Below are 17,472 nucleotides of genomic sequence, written 5' to 3' on the forward strand. Positions count from 1 at the left end.
GCCACATTTGCTCATTTCGATTCGTGTTCTTTTACCATGGATCGAATGGCCGTCATAATTTTGTCTGTGGCCTGCTCCAAGCTGTCGCTTCCGCCTTCTGCAAACTCGCTTAAATCCACGGGAGGACCGTAAATGACCTTCATCGGCCGGAACAGCTTATACCCTCCGACAATCGCGGCAGGAATGACTGTCGCACCGGATTTCAGCGCGAACATCGCCGCGCCCTTCTTCCCCATTCCCCCTTCGTTGCTTCGGGAGCCTTCCGGGAAGATGCCGAGGATGTTGCCATCCTTCAGAAGCTGAAGGGACAGCCTTATCGATTCCTTGCTGACACCTCCGCGCTTGACAGGAAACGCACGGATTCGAGGCAGCACCCAGCCCAGCACGGGAACGTCAAACAGCTCTGCTTTGGCCATGTAGTGTACTTCTCGGGTAAGCGGGCTTCCCAATAGCGGCGGATCGAAATTGCTTGTATGGTTGGCGCAGAGCACCACTCCGCCTTGCCTTGGAATGTTCTCTAAGCCGCTTACTTGTAATCGGTATAACGTGCCGAACATGATGCGAAATAATTGCCGTAAAAAACGATAAAGCATGCTACTTCCCTCCACCGACGCGACTGCGGCATAAGGAAAGGATGCGCTCCACCACTTCCGGAATGGACAAGTCCGAAGTATCAATCAGTACGGCGTCGACGGCTTTGACGAGTGGCGACACCTCACGCTGTTCATCCATTCGGTCTCTTTCCGCGATTTCCTTCTCCAGCTTCTCGATCGAGGCGCCAGGCTGACTATCGCGAATCTCCAGAAAGCGTCGTTCCGCACGAATCCTCACACTTGCCGTCAAAAACACCTTCACTTCCGCATTTGGGAGCACATGGCTTCCGATATCACGGCCGTCCATAACAACACCCTTATGCTTGGCCATGTCCTTCTGCTTCGCGGTAAGAATTTCTCGAATCTCCCCGATCGAAGCGATGCGGGACACATTGCCTGTTACTTCAGCCGAACGAATTTGTCCGGTTACCTCCTCGCCGTTCACATAGACCAGTTGGCCGCGGTCTCCCGGTGCAAGCCGTATGTCCATCCGCCGTGCCGCGGCAATCATCTCCGCCGTTTGATCCGGAGCCAGGCCCTCCTCAATGATTTTCCATGTCACTGCCCTGTACATAGCTCCTGTGTCCACATAGACAAAACCAAGTGCTTCGGCAACGAGACGGGCGATCGTGCTCTTCCCGGCGCCTGCAGGGCCGTCGATTGCGATGTTAAATTTTTCCAAGATGTGGCCTCCTACACGATGATCAAGCGGGTCGGCACCTAAGTGTCCTACAGCCTCGAACGTTGAAAATTATACCATAAGCGCAGGAAGGAATGCAAAACCTGCGTCGGTCCTATTTCCCGTCCGATCCGAGTGCCTTCGACTCGCTGTAAAGCTTGCCCTCCAGCTGCTCCACCTTTACCATAACATACCGGATTTGCGGATGCTGCAGCAGCAGCTGGGAGAGCATGAGCGCACACAAAAGTGCGGACACAAGGATGATCAATACCTTCTCCACTCGCGCGGAGAACCGTATGAACAGATCCTCGTACCCGCTTTTACCTTCTTCTCCAGCCTTATGGTCCTCCATGGAAAACACCCATTCCTAATTTTGGAAGGTAGTGTGTCCTCGTTGGACGAATACTATGCATTATCTTTTGCGGAAATCAAGCTGACGTTCAAAGCAGTACCGGATAATCTTCTGGCGGTCCCGGTCCGTAATGTCGGTAAAGCGCATCATCACCTGGTTTTTACCGCTTTCCAGCTGCTTGATACGAACAATTTCACTCTTGAACGGGACGTGCTCAATCTGTCCGTTCTTAAACGGAATGAGCAACCAGCAGGCTACGAACATGCCCGAAGCAAGCGGAATGTGCCCTTCACTAAGGAATGAAATTCCACCGCCCCCAACATCGTCCGTAAGGGAGACCAACTGGAGCTGCTCCGAATATTTGACTGCTATCTCCAGCTCCGCCGGCACCCGGAGAAAGTTTCTCCGCTGTACCTTCGTAATGGCATCGGGCTCAGGCTTCTTGATATGAACGAGACGGACGACATCATCCGAAAATCCCATAACAGAGGAAGTGAAATAGTTCTTTACGCCTCCGTCCGTAATGAAATAAATCGACATTTCATCGCCTTGGTACAGCCGTTTCAGCTTACCTGTTTTCTCGCTGAGCGGCACTTCCATGCTAATATATGTGTCGGACACATCGGCAATCCGGGATTTGTATACTTCCTTTGCCTCTTCTTCGTCAATGGAATTGACTTGTATGTATAGAATTTGATTCACTTTGGGAAGCAAATCCGGCACCTCCAATTAGTTCAAAAGACTTATGCTTCATTATAGCACGTCGTGTCGATATGGGAAGCATAAATATGCACCCTTTTATTCGGCAAAGAAAAGAAGAGAGCCTTCATCAGGCCCTCTTCTCGTATCAGCCGGATACCTGTTTCTGGGCTTCCGGCAATTGGTCGATTTTCTCCTCTGCTCCCGTTTCCGCATTGACGTAAACCCGGTAGCTGCTTCCGTTCACGCGTCCGATAAACTGATAGCAGTGAACCTCTTCATCAATGTCATTACGGATCAACGCCTGGCTCACGCTTTCCACTTGGAAGCTCGGATTCAACGTTTTCTTTGCTTCTTCGGCCGACAGCTTCGGTGTCTTCAGCTGCCGATCCTTATTTTCAAACACGTAATCCGTTGCTTGCAGGCCGGTAACCTCGCCGTTGTCCAGCGCTACCTTCACGGCTACCTTTTCCAGATAGTTAATCACATCGTTTTTACGCGTCGCGAAAGTAATGTTAGCTACATTCGAATATTCATCGTAGCTGACCGGAGTCATGTCCTTATAGCCGTGCGAGTCCAGGAATTGCGCTGCAATATCTCTAGCTCTGCGCACGTCAACCGTCTTGCTCGGAACATCTCGCGAAGCGGAGAACCATAGAAGCTGTCCTCCCTTTTTGGCAAAATCCATATGAATACCGTCATGGGTGTTATCCTTAGCCGTTGAAACTGAGAAGGATTGATATTCCGTCCCTCCACCGTTCTCAATCACATTCATGCCCGACGTATCGGTAACGCCAAGAAATTGAGCGGCCTTCTGCCGAACCTCTTCCGCCGTCATTTCAGAACCGCTTAGCGTGTTCACATCGTGTTTACGATACATGCTAAGAATGGCGGGGCTCCATTGAAGCTCCCGGTATTCCTGAACGTTCTTCTCTACCGTTTGGAAGCCGTCGATAATCGCATTATCGTAGGGCTCCTTCTGGGTAGCCAGGGCAAGCTCTACGTCCATCCAGCGCAGATTGCTTTGCAGCACCTTGGATTGCAGCCCCCGAAGCTCTTCGGATAATTGACCGGAGTACTCGTAGAGCGAATGGAGGTTTTTCATTTCCTGGTCATCCAAAGGCTGCTTGGACAAGTCCCTTACGGCCGCGCGGTACGAGAAGGTTGCTATGTTCGCCAAAAATTCCTGCGTCTTGTTGAAAGGCATCAGGGTCAACGGCAGCTGCGTAATCTCGCCTTGAGCTTGACTTGTGATCCGCCAGACGTTGATCAGACCTTTCTTGTAAGCGTCGTGCGTGGTGGAGTTAACAGCCAGTGTGTTCCCTAGCTCTGTATGCAGCTTGTCCATATGGAAGGACAAGTCATGGAAGGCACGCTGGTACTGATTTTCCGCCTTGATCAGTACGGAGTTCTTCTCCTGGTGCTCCAGATATCCCCAGATTCCTGTGCCGATGAGCGCGACCAGCAGGAATGGAAACATGACGATGCTTAGCCTTTTGTACATGTTCGTGAAATCTCCCTTCATCAGCAAAACTTGGGCTTAGTTTACGCATGAGGGGGAATTCTTTATACCATTCTACAAAAAAAGCCGGCCACTTGGGCCGGCTTGATTTTATGTCTTACATTTCATTGGTCTCCCAATCAAAATCCTTGTCATTATTACAGATGCATTGCTTAAACCCCGTATCGATTTTCCCCTTCTCCCGCTTCCCCTTCAGGATGAAACGCTCGCCGCAAGCTCTGCAGCGAATGGTAACCTTCACCCGATTGCTGATCATCACCGTTTCCCTCCAACATGTTACTGTCCTTATCCTTCATTATAGACAGCGATGTCAGATTTTAACCTGATCTTCCCGGGTTACCATACGAAGCGGCGATCTTGAATTCGCGCGATTTACCTTCCAGAGGCTTCTAAACCAAAGGAAAGCCATCAATGGGAGCATAAACAAAGCCCAATACGTTTGTACGGAGAGCAAAATAAAATCGAATACCCCGTGCCAAAAGACCGGAATGAAGAAGGATAAAAGCAAGTATTTGCCTGTCTGATTCGTGAACTTCGCTTTGCCCAAATGGTATCCCATGATGACGCCAAACATCGCGTGTCCCGAAACCGGAAGCAGTGCTCTCATCAGTAAGGAAGAGAAAGTGGTTTGCTCCATGAACGCATAAAACACGTTCTCCACCGTAGCAAAGCCGAGCGATACGGTAACGGCATAAACGATTCCGTCGTATGGCTCATCGAAGGATGCATGCTTATAAATCAGCAAGTACAACAGAAGCCATTTAAAAAATTCCTCAAAGCCGGATGAAAGTACAAAGGAATAGAAAAACGGATGGCTTCCCAGCACTTCAAAGAACGTATGCTGAAGCACCATCACGGGAAACACAAGCAGCATCCCGAGGACGAACATCTTGGCGACCAAGGCAATCGGCTCGGTATCGTAGCGGTCCTTTAAATAGAAATAAGACAGCAGAGCGATTCCGGGCGCTACCGCGGCCGTGAGTAATGATAGTACGCTCATCTGTCCCCCTCCTATCCGGGTTTATTCATTGCGAGCAATTCATTTGTCGATATAGGTTCGTTACATACAGCTATTGTGCCTTCGGCCGCTCTTGAAATGGAGTTCAACTTAACTTACCTGTCGGTAAGAACTCCATTTCAAAGGCGGCACGTAAACTCTACGGCACAATACTGTATTCCACTCGCCTATCCATAATGAAAAGCACGAAAGCATAAACCTAGCCGTTATATATTTAGACCCAACCCCTAAATCGGGCGGCCTCCGCCATCTTGCGGACACCGACCATATAGGCGGCCAAGCGCATGTCGACATTTCTTGTCATGTGAACATTATAAACATTCTCGAACCCTTTTTCCATCATTTCTTGCAGCCTGGTATGCACTTCCGCTTCCGTCCAGTAATACCCTTGGTTATTTTGCACCCATTCAAAGTAAGAGACCACTACCCCCCCGGCGCTGGCCAATACGTCGGGAACAAGCAGAATACCCCGTTCCGTCAGCATTCGGGTTGCCTCGAGGGTTGTCGGACCGTTAGCGGCTTCGACGATAATAGGAGCCTTGATTCGGTCGGCATTCTCCGACGTAATCTGATTCTCAATAGCGGCCGGTACCAGAATGTCGCATTCCTGCTCCAGCAGCTCTTGATTGGTAATCGTATTCTTGAACAACTTCGTCACCGTCCCGAAGGAATCCCGGCGATCCAGCAAATATTCAATATCCAGTCCGTTCGGATCGTACAGCGCGCCATAGACATCAGAAATCCCGCAAACCTTCGCTCCCGCATCCTGCATGAATTTCGCCAGATAGCTGCCTGCGTTGCCGAAGCCTTGGATAACAACCCGCGCATCCTTCAGCGGAATCCCCTTTTTCTTTAGGGCCTGATCGATCATGATGGTAACTCCTTTGGCTGTAGCCGTTTCGCGGCCATGAGAGCCCCCAAGCACAATCGGCTTTCCTGTAATGAAGCCCGGTGCGTCAAACTCGCGGATGCGGCTGTATTCATCCATCATCCAAGCCATGATCTGCGAGTTGGTCATGACATCCGGCGCGGGGATATCCTTCGATGGTCCGACAATTTGGCTGATCGCCCGTACATAGCCGCGACTTAGGCGCTCCAGCTCGCGGAAGGACATCTGCCTAGGGTCGCATATAATACCGCCCTTCCCGCCTCCGTAGGGAAGATCCACAATGCCGCATTTCAAGCTCATCCAAATCGATAGCGCTTTGACCTCGTCCTCGTTTACATCCGGGTGAAACCGGACGCCTCCCTTGGTCGGCCCCACCGCATCGTTATGCTGGGCCCGGTAGCCGGTAAAAACGCGAACGGTATCATCATCCATACGGATAGGGATCCGGACCGTTAATACGCGCATCGGCTCCTTCAGCAAATCTATCATCGCCTGGGTATAGCCGAGCTTGGTCAACGCCTGTTCAATGATCAACTGTGTTGAGTGCAGGACATTTAGATTTTCCGTCATCAGAGCACATCCTTTGCTGGGAGGGGTTGGTCTTCTACTAGCTTTTGCTTACTGCTCTCCGGTTATTTCCGTCTCCGACTTCAGCTCTGCAAACAGTGCTTTTTCATCGTAAAATCGTAACGGAATGCATGCCAGCGTTCCATTGCGATGTTTCACTAAATCCAAGGCTGCATTCGGCTCCGTTTCTTGCTTCGTTGCCTCCAGCGCCCTCAAGTGCATGATAACGTCAGCTGAGGCTTCCACTCCATCCGGCAAACGTTCCTCTCCGAGCTCCGCCGGAATGGCGGCGATAACCGACGCTCCATTCTCGCGGGACCATTGCTTGAGCGTATAAGCGAGCAGCGTTTGCCTCTCCTGCCAGCTCCGCGTTGTTCCAAGCAGCTCCGCCGCGGGAATGCGCTGCAAATGATCGATAAACACAACGGGCGTCTTACCTACAAGCACGGCAATTTGTTCGATGGAGGCGAACACTTTATCTAAGGTCGTATCCAGAGAGCATTCCAATGTCCAAAGCATTTTGCTGATGTGAACATAGGTTTTATTCGCTTCATTAATCGCATCCGGCTCCACTTTGCCGCTAAGAACTTTCTGCGGCTCGATGCCGGCTAGGCGGGCAATGCTGCGAGCCCACAGCTCGAAGCCTGTCATATCCCATGATACATAGACAACAGGTGTCTGTTCGCCGGCCATGTGATCAGCGATTTGCTTCATCAGCATGCTTTTACCGGTGGAAGCCCCGCCGACGATGAAATACAAACCCGTGCGAAAGCCGCCGTACAACGTCGCATCCAAGCTCTTGAATCCGCTTGGAATACCCGACACCTGACCACGGTAACGCTTCATATATTCTTCAGTATACACCGTAATATTCTTCACATCGGGAGCGATGGGAACCAGAAACGTTTCCTCCATCGTCTGATTCAACATCTGCATGAAGGTATCCAGCGGATTTTGGACACGAACGAAAAAGTCGTTTACATCGCGAATGCTTTCCGGAAGATTGACAATGTAAGTTTCCTTTGCCGATTCCTGCAGCATCGTTTGTATTCTTACACTTTCCCGCCTGCCTAATTCATCATTCCCCAAACAGATAAATACGCGCTTGTCCTTGAGCCGGTGGGCATGCCATTCCTTGAAGGTAAGCCAGTAAGGCACGCAAACCGCAGGAAGCCTGGATTGGCTTAAGCTTAAGACATCGAAAACCCCGTTGCATAAGATGACATCCTCCGTTTCCTCAAGGATCTCTTCATTGAACATGATGTCCTCCATGCCGAGCAGCGCTTTGTATTTCGGCTCCCGGTGATCGACGGATCGGCCGACCATATCCACCGTTACTCCTTCGGCATTGGTAACAGGTATGATGACGCGATTCTCAAAAAAGTCTCCCAGCTTATTCGGATATACGATAAATCCAATTTTGCCTGGATCAAAGCCGATCCGGTAATTTTCGATCGTTTCTTGCTCAATGCCCCTTTTTTGCAAATAAAAAAACGCTTCGTCGCGAAGCTGTTTCTGGTAATAAGCAACCATTTCCTCTAAATCAAGCGAAGACTTCGCAGCCCCCATATTCATTGCCGACATCCGCTATTCCCCCCAATACATCTCCCAGAACGTCCAACTTCATGGCGATAAAAAAAGCATCCGCAAAAACAAATGTTTTTGAGAATGCTTATTACCCTTATCGCAGCTTGTTCTAAACGTTTATTTGAAGCTTGCGCACAGTACCTTCACTGCGTCGGATGCGATGACGGTTTTCCCGTATTCCTCAAGAACGGCATGCGTAACGGAGGTCGCTTCACCAAACTCCGACAGGATCGCTACTACGCTTTGAAGACGATTCTCATCCATCTCGACTGCATCCAGATGCAAAATCCATTTGTTCTTATAAGAGAACAGCGTTCCCCCATCGATCAACAACGGATTGACCACCTTGGCCATGCGAAGCAAATCTTCAAAATCATGGAACGCATACGTGATCTCGTCGGTTTCATCCATCGTGACTTCGAGCTCGTAAACATCCTCCATCTCATCCTCCAAGGCATCCTCGGCATGAGAGAAGTTCATATTCCCGCGTGTAACGATGACAACCATTCCTTGAGCCGGCATAGCCAATACTTCCACGGCAAGGGGTCCGCTTGCGTCAAAGCCAAGCTCCGTATAGGCTTGGTCCATCATCTCACTGAACAGTTCATGAACCTTGGGAATTTCTCTCCACATATCATCCTTTTGAATGCCTCGTTCCGTTAAGTCATCGAATGTGAGGAAAATCCGTATCTTGTCTTGACTTAAACGCTCCATTTTCATACTGGATTCCTCCCTTACCGACTGTAATAACAGCTTATGAAGTTGAGTCAAAAAGGTGAGCTATGTCTGTTAAAGACCAAAGCAAAATAACCAATGAAACAGCTTGTATTCAATTATATGACTATTATATCACATATTAATCAGAAAAGAACGGGTTTTACCCGGAAAAAACAAAAAGACACAACCGCCCAAAAGAGCGAATGTGCCTTCATGAAATGCAGATGTTATTGAAGCTGGTATGAGGAGGTCGGCTTCTCGCCGTTCTTGCTCAAAATTTCGTCCACCTGCGATTTCAGCTTCGGCTCCTTAGCAACAATATCCTCTACCCGGTCCAAGCCGGCTTCGTCGGACTTACCCGCTTTCATATTGCTTTTGGATGCGGAAGCCGACTTGCTGTTCGTACCGGAAGCCGATGCGGAAGTCGATTTGTTCTCAGGAATAAATTCAATGAACGTTTTCTTCGCTTTGTCTACCGTCTGGTCTACAAGGTCGCTGAAGGAATCGTTCTTGCTGCTGAATGCGGACATCATCATGTTTTTATTTTTGTTGCTCAGATAGATGGTCGCCGCGGCGCCCACTATTCCGCCTAGGAAGAAAGCTCCAAGTCTCATGCCCATCCCTCCGTTGTTTTGAAATGTGTTCCCCCTTATTTTCCACTGCACCTTCCGTAAACATGCATCATAAATAAAGGAAACTGAAGGAGCTGGGAACCGGTTTATGAACCGGATGATGACCGAACGAGCTGCCAGCCCCAGAACAGCATGCCGCAAACGAGCAGAATAAACAGCCACAGCAGCGTCCGATAAAAGATGCGAATCCATCGTTCTCTTTCCGTCGGATGTACCGTTTTGCGCGGCGGAAGGAAGTGGTCGTCCTCTTGCCCTTTCCCTCCGAGCAGCAAATCCCTTTCTTCTTTGCCTACTCCGATGCCGGTTTCCCTTGAAGTCGTTCTTGAACGCATTTATTCCTCTCTCCTGTATCTAAGAATGCAGCCCATCACCAGATCAATGACAAAGTGTGCCAGGATGGGAGTCCAAAGCGAGCCGGTCTGTATATATATCCAGCCAAGTCCGTAGCTGATCCCGAACACCATTCCCGTCATGAGCCAGTGCTGCAAATAACGAACGTGGATCGCCGCGAACAGAATGCTTGTCCAATAAGGTCCCCAGGCCGCTTGTATCGCTCCGCGAAAAAGAAGCTCTTCACAAACGGACACAACAAAAGATATGACTATAATGTGCCAAAGCGGGCGCTCTTTGAACAGCATTTCATTGATGCCGCCGTCATCCGTTACTTCCGGGGGGACCCAGCGGCTGACGAGCAAATCGACAAGGATGACGCCCAGTGCAAATAGAATGCCCCAAAGCGCGATTCTACCCGGATTCATCAAGGAAAACATCATCTGCAGCGAAGGATTTTGGAACCAGAGGATCAACAACCCCAATATCAGAACTGCCGCTTGAGTAAGGTAAAGATTGAGTAAAAGAACGCGGTCATTCAGTTCGTCCAATCGGACTTTTCGGAGCCTAAAACGATCAAAGTTAAATTTTTTCATGGTTTGTTCCTTTTTTCGACATTATCACCTATACTACATATAAGAGTTATAGGTCATATGTAACAAGATTATAAGATAAGGGGTTTGATGTATGGAAAAAAGGCTGACCAAGTCAGACTATTTGTTTGCCGTCACCTTTATTTTTATGCTTGTCGTAGCCCTAGGAGCCTTCTTTTACGGACTTCAGGTCGGGCAAAACCGGGCTACCGCCAAGTATGAAGAATTCATCGCCAAGCAAAATGAGGCAAAGCAAGGCTACACGGCCTACCATCAGCAGTATTTGGTATCCTTCTATCATACCATTTATCAGCCGTACAGGGAATTTCACAAAAAGTGGTTTGAGAAGATGGCGGAGCTCGACACGAACCGTTCGGCGGATGCGTCGCTTATTGTAAAGGATCTGGCCAAGCTGGCGGAAGAAACCTATGCGAAGCTGCAGGAAAAAACGATGCCCGATTCCTCTCCGCTGCTGAAGGAAGCCCATACGAACTACATGAAGGGACTGAAGCTCTTCGGGGAAGGACTTCGTACATACCAGTCTAAGGCCAACGCAACGCCCGGCAAGGAACTAGTCAGCCTCTTGAACCAGGACGCCTACCTCGGTGAAGCTAAAAACTTTGCTCTGAAGGCCGAGAAGGAATATTACGACGCTATCGTCAAATGGAACGAAACCGTGAGCTCCGGCTTTCATCCGATTGATGTAAGCAAGGCTCTGACCGTCAAGGAATGGAGCGGCATCGGACTGAACATGAAAAACGACTATGTCGCGCAGCTCATGGTTCAAACGAAAGCTTACAGGGCGTTTACCCCTCAGGACCTGACCGTCCGGATCGACGAAATGATTGCCTCCGGTCAAGCGGCCAAAATGAATCTTGCCAACGTACAGCAAGTAATGGAGGTTCTGCTCGCGACAGACGCCGTCCGCCCGGGCGACTATCAGCGCGGCGGCAGCAAATGGTACGCCAACGAGACATTACCGCAGCTTCCGTTCTTTACGAACTAACAAAGAAAAACCGTCCGGCTTCAGCAGCCGGACGGTTTTTCTTTGCGCATTAATCGTACTGGAAGCCTTTCAGCTGGGCTAAGGCAGCCATCCCGCCCTCTACATTCGTAACGAGCTCGTAGCCCCGCTGCCGCATAAAATAGCAAACATTGGCGCTGCGAACGCCATGCGCGCAAACCACATAAATCGTCCGATCCTGGGGAAGCTCCGGCAGTCTGGCAGGGATCGTGTTCATCGGCATGAGGACAGCCTCTTCCAAATGATAGTAATCCCATTCCATCGGCTCGCGCACGTCGATGAACAGAGCGTCCTTGAGCCCTTCTTTCTCCAGCTTCTGTAAAAATTCCTCCGGCTCAATACTTGAAAACGGATCCATATTTATCCCCCCTGTGGATTTCGACTATTTACAAGAATAATCAAAACGACACCTATTGACAAGGCTAAAATTCCCATGGTACGCTAGTAAAAAATCTTCATCCCGCTTTAAAGCCTTGACGGAGCAAAGCATGAAACGAATACGTCAGAGAGCCGGTGGACGGTGCGAACCGGTCGCATTCCTTATGCTTAAGCACTCCCGAGTTGCTGCATTGAACCTTAGTAGGTGCAGTCGGTTGGAACCCGTTATCCCTTCCAGGTCAGCTTGACCGACTGAGGCCGCACGTGTGAGCATGCGGTGAATTAGGGTGGTACCACGAGAGTTAACTCTTCGTCCCTTGTATACGCTAGACGTATCGGGATTGGGGAGTTTTTATTTTTTTAGAATACAAAGTGGAGGTTGGAGAGAACATGTTTAAAGTATTGGTTATGGATGGCATCAGCGATATGGGGATTCAATTGCTGTATGATGCACCGGATGTAGAGGTAGAGAAGAAAAACGGATTAAGCGAGGACGAACTCGTTGCCATTATCGACGGCTATGACGCATTGCTCGTTCGCAGTGCGACGAAAGTGACGGAGCGCATCATGAACGCGTCGTCCCGTCTGAAGGTTGTCGGACGCGCGGGTGTAGGCGTAGATAATATTGACCTGGAAGCCGCTACAAAGCGCGGTATTGTCGTTATCAACGCACCTGACGGCAACACCATCGCTACCTGCGAGCTGACCTTCGCGATGATGATGTCCATCGCCCGTTCCATTCCTCAGGCGTACAAGAAAACCGTTAGCGGCGAATGGGACCGCAAAACGTTCGTCGGCGTCGAGCTGCGTAATAAGGTGCTTGGAATTATGGGAATGGGCCGTATCGGAAGCGAAGTTGCCAAGCGCGCCAAGGTATTCGGTATGGAGGTTATGGGGTATGACCCTTTCCTGACGGAAGAGCGCGCCGAGAAGATCGGCATCAAGCTGGCCACCGTGAACGAAATTTGCGCCCAGGCTGACTTCATTACCGTTCACACACCGCTTACGAACGAAACACGCCATATGATCTCCCGTCCGCAATTCGAGATCATGAAGAAAGGCGCCCGCATCATTAACTGTGCACGCGGCGGCATTATCGATGAGATGGCCCTGGTAGAAGCGATTGATTCCGGTATTGTAGCCGGAGCCGCTTTCGACGTATTCGAGCAGGAGCCGCCTCAAGCAGACCATCCGTTCTTGAATAATCCAAAGATTGTGGTAACTCCTCATCTCGGGGCTTCGACAGTGGAAGCGCAAGAGAACGTGGCGATTGACGTTTCCGAAGAAGTGCTTCACATTCTGCGCAGCGAGCCGTTCAAGAATGCGGTCAACATGCCTCCGGTTCCTGCGAACATTTTGAACAAGCTGCAGCCTTACTTCAACCTCGGCGAGAAGATGGGACAATTCCTCGGCCAAGAGATCGAAGGCGCGGTGAATGAAATTACCGTCAGCTACTCCGGCGAGCTTAGCGATGTGGATACGGCGCCGCTCACAAGATATATCGTAAAGGGTGTTCTTGATCATCAGCTCGAAGGCGTCAATCTCGTTAATGCCATGCACTTGGCGAAAACCCGCGGTGTGAACATTGTGACCCAGCAGTCTACTGCATCGAAGACGTTCACAAACCTCGTTTCCGTTACGCTGAAGTCGAAGAACGAGCAGCGCACGCTGGCAGGCACCCTGCTTGCAGGCTACGGCGAGCGCATCGTGCAAATCGATCAATATCCTGTCGATATCGCACCTGCCGGCAACCTGCTGCTCATTTCCCACAACGACCGTCCGGGAATTATCGGTAAGGTAGGTACGCTGCTCGGAAGCAATGATGTCAATATCGCCACCATGCAGGTTGGGCGTAAGGTCGTCGGCGGCTCCGCGATCATGGTGCTCACGACTGACAAGCAAACACCGAAGCCGGTAATCGATCAGCTGACCCAGCTTCCTGAGATCGATCACGTTCGTGAGCTTTCGCTCTAATTCGATTGTTTCACAAGCAACAAGATAAAGCATGTTTTTTCAACAAAAAGAGAGAGCATCCGAGAATTCCCGGATGCTCTCCTTTTGCTTTTATGACAGTCGGAGCGGAAGGGTGATAGAAAATGTCGTCCCTTGTCCGACATGGCTCTTCACTTGTACGGCCCCATGATGCGCTTCTACGATGTTTTTGACGATGGCAAGGCCTAACCCTGTCCCGCCCGAAGCGCCGCGTGTACGAGCTTTATCCGCCTTGTAGAAGCGTTCGAAGATGAACGGCAAATCCTCCGGCGGGATCCCTTGGCCTTGATCGGATATTTCAATCAATGCCGCGTCCTCCACCTTCCACTTCGTGCGTTCAGCGCTAATGCGAATCTGGGCACCGGAAGGCGTATGGCGAAGCGCGTTATCCAACAAGTTCGTCAGCACCTGCTCCAGGCGATCCTCGTCCGCCTGCTCCAGTATCAGCTCGCCTTCAGGCAGATCATGCTGCATGGAAATACCCCGTTCTTTGGAAAGCGCCGCAAACTTGCGATGTATTCGCTTCAGGAAGGGGACTATCTCCAGCTCGCGGAAATGAAGCTCGATATTCCCCGTCTCCATCCTAGCCAGGTCAAGCAAATCCCTGACCAGCCTGCCCATACGGAGCGACTCGTCATAGATCACCTGAGCCAGCTCATTGCGCTCCTCAGGCGAAGCGGCGATATCGTCGAGCAATGCTTCACTGTAGCCCTGCAGCATAGAGAGCGGCGTTCTCAGTTCATGAGATACGTTAGCCACAAAGTCCTTGCGCAGCTTATCCAGGCGATGCTCCTCCGTCACGTCACGAAGAACGGCGACTACTCCTCGTACGACATCTTGAGAATAAAGCGGAGCCATCACGACGGACCATACCTCGTTTTGCACATGAAGCTTAGAGGTCATCTCCTTGGCATGCTGGATTACGGCCTCGAACAGCTGCCTCATCGGCTCCGGTACCGATTCCTTCACAAACATCAGCTCATCCGCATCCGTCCGTTCCGAAGCATCCTCGCCCCAGCCAAGCTCCTTCCAATCATGAATAATTTTTTCCCCTTGAGGGTTCATCAGGATGACATGTCCATCAGCATCAAAGGTGATGACAGCGTCCGCCATGCTTCGCAGAATGCTGGAGAGATGCTCCTTTTCGTGGCTTAACGCCTTAATCGTGTCCGACAGCTCCTCTCCCATGTGGTTGAAGGTTTTGCCGAGCTCGCCGATTTCATCAGAGGACCCGATGGGAACCCGCGTGCCATACTCTCCGTGGGAGATCAGATCGGCAGCCTTTTTCAGCTGCAGCAAGGGCTGTGTTATCTTCGACGACAGGAAGAAGGCAAAGAAGGTGGTCATGGAAAAGCCGATGACTCCAACGACAACGAATAGCTTTTTTACATACGACTGCGTTTCCTCAAAGGACTGCGTCAGCTGATACAAAATCACCGAGCCGGTGATCGATTGATTGACCTCAGAAACAAGCGGTACAGCCACAGCGATATAGTCATCCTTGACCATGGAAAATACCGAGCCTGAAGCTCCGCTAAAAACCTCCTGAAGCTCCTGTTTTGTGAAGAAATCCTGATAATGCAGGTTCCCCTCCCGCACTCCCTCGACGGAAACCGGAGCCTCCTGATAGGCCGAGTTCAGAAGAATAATCGAAGCATCCTGGGCGCTCAGCAGCTCGCCCACCACTTGAATGTAGCGTTGATCCTCCATATGCATTGCTATTCCGCCCGCCACCTTGAGCGCAAGGCGCTGAAGATTCTCCGTCTGGTCCTGTGATTTTGGGAAGGAGGTTTCGATGAACTGGAATAAAAAAAGGCTGAGGATCAACAAAACGACGATAACCATCGTGGTGATTGTCAGCCAAAGCTTACCTACAACACTTTTTAGTAGAAACACGTTATTTCGGCACCTCGAGCTTATAGCCTACGCCCCATACGGTGGTGATCATGGAGGCCGCCTCCGGCGATACCTTGTTCAGCTTCTCGCGCAAACGTTTCACATGCGTATCCACGGTACGCAGATCTCCGAAAAACTCATAGTTCCATACATCCTTCAAAAGCTCTTCGCGAGAGAACACTTTATCCGGCGATACCGCCAAATAATGAAGAAGCTCATACTCCTTCGGTGTCAGCGCCACCTCTTGCCCTCCAGCGGTCACGCGATGAGCGTCATGTTCAATGACCAAATTCGGAAACACGATGTTGTTGCTGGAGTTCACTTCTTTGGACAAATAAGCCGTAACCGAGGAGCGCCGCAGGATAGCCTTCACTCGATAGATTACCTCACGGGGACTAAACGGCTTGACGACATAATCGTCGGCACCCGATTCGAAGCCCTGCACACGGTTCGTTTCCTCTCCCTTTGCGGTAAGCATAATGACCGGGGTGGACTTGAACTGGCGAAGTCTTGCGCACACCTCATTGCCGTCGATCCCCGGCAGCATGACATCCAGCAGGATCAAATCATAATCGGTCTCGACCGCTTTGCGAAGGGCGGTTTCCCCGTCCTCCGCCTCGTCGATCACGTAGTTCTCTTTCTCCAGATACATACGAAGCAAGCGGCGAATGCGCTCCTCATCATCAACAACCAAAATAGTGGCTTTCGTATCTGACATTCGTCCTCAACCCTCTCTAGTAGTTATCCCCAGCGTTTAAGCCCCGGAATAAGAGTGCAAGCCTGCAATGACCAGATTCACGCCCACGAGCGTGAACATCACCACCAGGAAGCCGACCACGGACAGCCAGGCGGATTTCTTTCCCTGCCAGCCGCGGGACAGCCTGAAATGCAAGTAGGCGGCGTAGAACAGCCAAACGATCAGAGCCCATACTTCCTTGGGATCCCAGCCCCAAAAACGTCCCCAGGCCTCGGCAGCCCAGATCATCGCGAAAATCAAAGCGCCAAGCGTAAAGATCGGATACCCGATCGCAATCGCGCGATAGCTGATTTCATCCACATCCTCCGGATCAATGCCCTTCAAGTAAGGCTGAATCGCTTGTCCGAGCGGCTTTCGGATAATCAACCGAAGAATGGCATACAATATCGCCCCGCACAAAACGGACCATATGACGGTATTAAACTTTCTGCCCGCATTGGCACCCTTCATCCAGCTAGGCGATTCGAAGAGCGGCTCCGTCATGCCGAGGAACGGCTTCATTTCTACCGTCTCTCCTTCATGAGGCTTAACGATCGGCGGAAGCACGTAAGTGACATTCTGCTTCACCGTCGTTGGATTGTTGTTCTGATCAACCGCCTCCACGTTGTTGGAGAACACCGCCTTATAGCCCGACGCGTTAAACCCGAAAATGGCGGCCACGAAAGCAATAATCATAATCAGGGAGAAAATCGTAAACTCCACGCCGCGCTGCTCACGGCGGTCGCCCTTGCTTGTTCCCGCAAAATTCACGCTTTGCAGCAAATACATCAAGCCGGCGGCAAAACCTACGGCAAAGAATGCCTCCCCTAATGCTGCCGTCGTAACGTGAATTTTCAGCCAGTAGCTCTGCAGTGCAGGAATCAGCGGCTGAATTTCTTTAGGGAAAACCGAAGCGTAAGCGATAATAATAACCGCCACCGGAACGGCAAATACGCCCAGTACAACGATTCGATATAATAAATATACTATCAGAAAGGCCAGGACAATCATCATGCCGAGGAAGGTCATGAACTCAAACATGTTGCTCGTAGGAATGTGTCCCGCTTCCGCCCATCGAAGGAAGAAAAAGGCCAAATGAGCGGCAAAGCCTGCCGAGGTGAGCCCGAAGGATATCCATCCCCAGCGCTTCGCATAGGCTTCGGGGTCGTCTACCCCAAATTTTCTGCCGGCAATCGCAATGACGAAGCCGACAAAGGCGAAGCAATATACAAAAAAGGAAATCAATAAAAACGAACTGCTGTTCACGC

19 protein-coding genes and 1 other annotated feature are annotated in these 17,472 nt (G+C 50.7%); of the genes, 2 read left to right on the forward strand and 17 right to left on the reverse strand.

Translation table 11 applies throughout. From position 1 onward, the window contains the following. Positions 1–11: 11 nt before the first annotated feature. The 13 genes from RAC89_RS02860 to RAC89_RS02920 all read right to left on the reverse strand — a co-directional run bounded on the left by RAC89_RS02860 (position 12) and on the right by RAC89_RS02920 (position 10,181). On the reverse strand, positions 12–593 hold the full coding sequence (locus RAC89_RS02860; RefSeq protein ID WP_284640273.1) for a lysophospholipid acyltransferase family protein: 582 nt from the start codon (positions 591–593) through the stop codon (positions 12–14). Position 594: 1 nt separating this feature from the next. After that, on the reverse strand, positions 595–1,275 hold the full coding sequence (gene cmk / locus RAC89_RS02865; protein WP_306611617.1) for a (d)CMP kinase: 681 nt from the start codon (positions 1,273–1,275) through the stop codon (positions 595–597). A gap of 112 nt (positions 1,276–1,387) precedes the next feature. After that, entirely contained in the window at positions 1,388–1,624 is a 237-nt protein-coding gene (locus tag RAC89_RS02870; RefSeq protein WP_306611618.1) for a hypothetical protein, read from the reverse strand. 60 nt (positions 1,625–1,684) lie between these two features. After that, positions 1,685–2,338: a flagellar brake protein gene (locus RAC89_RS02875; RefSeq protein WP_306611619.1), complete on the reverse strand. Its 654-nt coding sequence runs from the start codon at positions 2,336–2,338 to the stop codon at positions 1,685–1,687. Between the two features lie 133 nt (positions 2,339–2,471). Further along, positions 2,472–3,827, reverse strand: a complete 1,356-nt coding sequence (gene ypeB / locus RAC89_RS02880; RefSeq protein WP_284640281.1) for a germination protein YpeB — start codon at positions 3,825–3,827, stop codon at positions 2,472–2,474. A 115-nt stretch (positions 3,828–3,942) separates the two neighbouring features. After that, the gene (locus RAC89_RS02885) at positions 3,943–4,101 is read right to left on the reverse strand and encodes a hypothetical protein (RefSeq protein ID WP_284640283.1); all 159 of its coding nucleotides are present in this window, start codon (positions 4,099–4,101) and stop codon (positions 3,943–3,945) included. 54 nt (positions 4,102–4,155) lie between these two features. Then, entirely contained in the window at positions 4,156–4,845 is a 690-nt protein-coding gene (prsW, locus tag RAC89_RS02890) for a glutamic-type intramembrane protease PrsW (protein WP_306611621.1), read from the reverse strand. 232 nt (positions 4,846–5,077) lie between these two features. After that, positions 5,078–6,322: a Glu/Leu/Phe/Val family dehydrogenase gene (locus RAC89_RS02895; RefSeq protein WP_284640287.1), complete on the reverse strand. Its 1,245-nt coding sequence runs from the start codon at positions 6,320–6,322 to the stop codon at positions 5,078–5,080. A gap of 48 nt (positions 6,323–6,370) precedes the next feature. Beyond that, positions 6,371–7,903 (reverse strand): DnaB-like helicase C-terminal domain-containing protein, encoded by a 1,533-nt coding sequence (locus tag RAC89_RS02900; RefSeq protein WP_306611622.1) that lies wholly within the window; start codon positions 7,901–7,903, stop codon positions 6,371–6,373. A gap of 120 nt (positions 7,904–8,023) precedes the next feature. Then, positions 8,024–8,626, reverse strand: a complete 603-nt coding sequence (locus tag RAC89_RS02905) for a genetic competence negative regulator (RefSeq protein ID WP_284640290.1) — start codon at positions 8,624–8,626, stop codon at positions 8,024–8,026. A gap of 224 nt (positions 8,627–8,850) precedes the next feature. Further along, the gene (locus tag RAC89_RS02910; RefSeq protein WP_306611623.1) at positions 8,851–9,237 is read right to left on the reverse strand and encodes a hypothetical protein; all 387 of its coding nucleotides are present in this window, start codon (positions 9,235–9,237) and stop codon (positions 8,851–8,853) included. Between the two features lie 104 nt (positions 9,238–9,341). Next, positions 9,342–9,587: a hypothetical protein gene (locus RAC89_RS02915; protein WP_306611624.1), complete on the reverse strand. Its 246-nt coding sequence runs from the start codon at positions 9,585–9,587 to the stop codon at positions 9,342–9,344. After that, entirely contained in the window at positions 9,588–10,181 is a 594-nt protein-coding gene (locus RAC89_RS02920) for a CPBP family intramembrane glutamic endopeptidase (protein ID WP_306611625.1), read from the reverse strand. Between the two features lie 91 nt (positions 10,182–10,272). Between RAC89_RS02920 and RAC89_RS02925 the strand changes: the two genes are divergently transcribed. Continuing rightward, positions 10,273–11,184 carry a hypothetical protein gene (locus RAC89_RS02925; protein ID WP_306611626.1) on the forward strand — a complete coding sequence of 304 codons (912 nt, stop codon included), beginning with the start codon at positions 10,273–10,275 and terminating at the stop codon, positions 11,182–11,184. Between the two features lie 49 nt (positions 11,185–11,233). Here the strand turns inward: RAC89_RS02925 and RAC89_RS02930 are convergent, their stop codons facing one another. Next, positions 11,234–11,560, reverse strand: coding sequence for a rhodanese-like domain-containing protein (locus tag RAC89_RS02930; protein ID WP_306611627.1), 327 nt, complete (start codon positions 11,558–11,560; stop codon positions 11,234–11,236). A 106-nt stretch (positions 11,561–11,666) separates the two neighbouring features. Next, positions 11,667–11,901, forward strand: a binding site (T-box leader). 69 nt (positions 11,902–11,970) lie between these two features. Between RAC89_RS02930 and serA the strand changes: the two genes are divergently transcribed. Further along, entirely contained in the window at positions 11,971–13,554 is a 1,584-nt protein-coding gene (gene serA, locus RAC89_RS02935) for a phosphoglycerate dehydrogenase (RefSeq protein WP_306611628.1), read from the forward strand. A 90-nt stretch (positions 13,555–13,644) separates the two neighbouring features. Here serA and RAC89_RS02940 read toward each other — a convergent pair whose 3' ends face one another. From RAC89_RS02940 to ccsB, 3 genes are read right to left on the reverse strand one after another with little or no spacing between them, the layout of a single operon-like run. Further along, the gene (locus RAC89_RS02940) at positions 13,645–15,468 is read right to left on the reverse strand and encodes an ATP-binding protein (protein WP_306611630.1); all 1,824 of its coding nucleotides are present in this window, start codon (positions 15,466–15,468) and stop codon (positions 13,645–13,647) included. Between the two features lies 1 nt (position 15,469). Next, the gene (locus RAC89_RS02945) at positions 15,470–16,186 is read right to left on the reverse strand and encodes a response regulator transcription factor (protein WP_284640305.1); all 717 of its coding nucleotides are present in this window, start codon (positions 16,184–16,186) and stop codon (positions 15,470–15,472) included. Between the two features lie 36 nt (positions 16,187–16,222). Beyond that, positions 16,223–17,470: a c-type cytochrome biogenesis protein CcsB gene (gene ccsB, locus RAC89_RS02950; protein WP_306611632.1), complete on the reverse strand. Its 1,248-nt coding sequence runs from the start codon at positions 17,468–17,470 to the stop codon at positions 16,223–16,225. Positions 17,471–17,472 lie beyond the last annotated feature (2 nt).

This window comes from Paenibacillus sp. GD4, assembly GCF_030846225.1.
GTDB classification, from domain to species: Bacteria; Bacillota; Bacilli; order Paenibacillales; family NBRC-103111; genus Paenibacillus_G; species Paenibacillus_G silviterrae.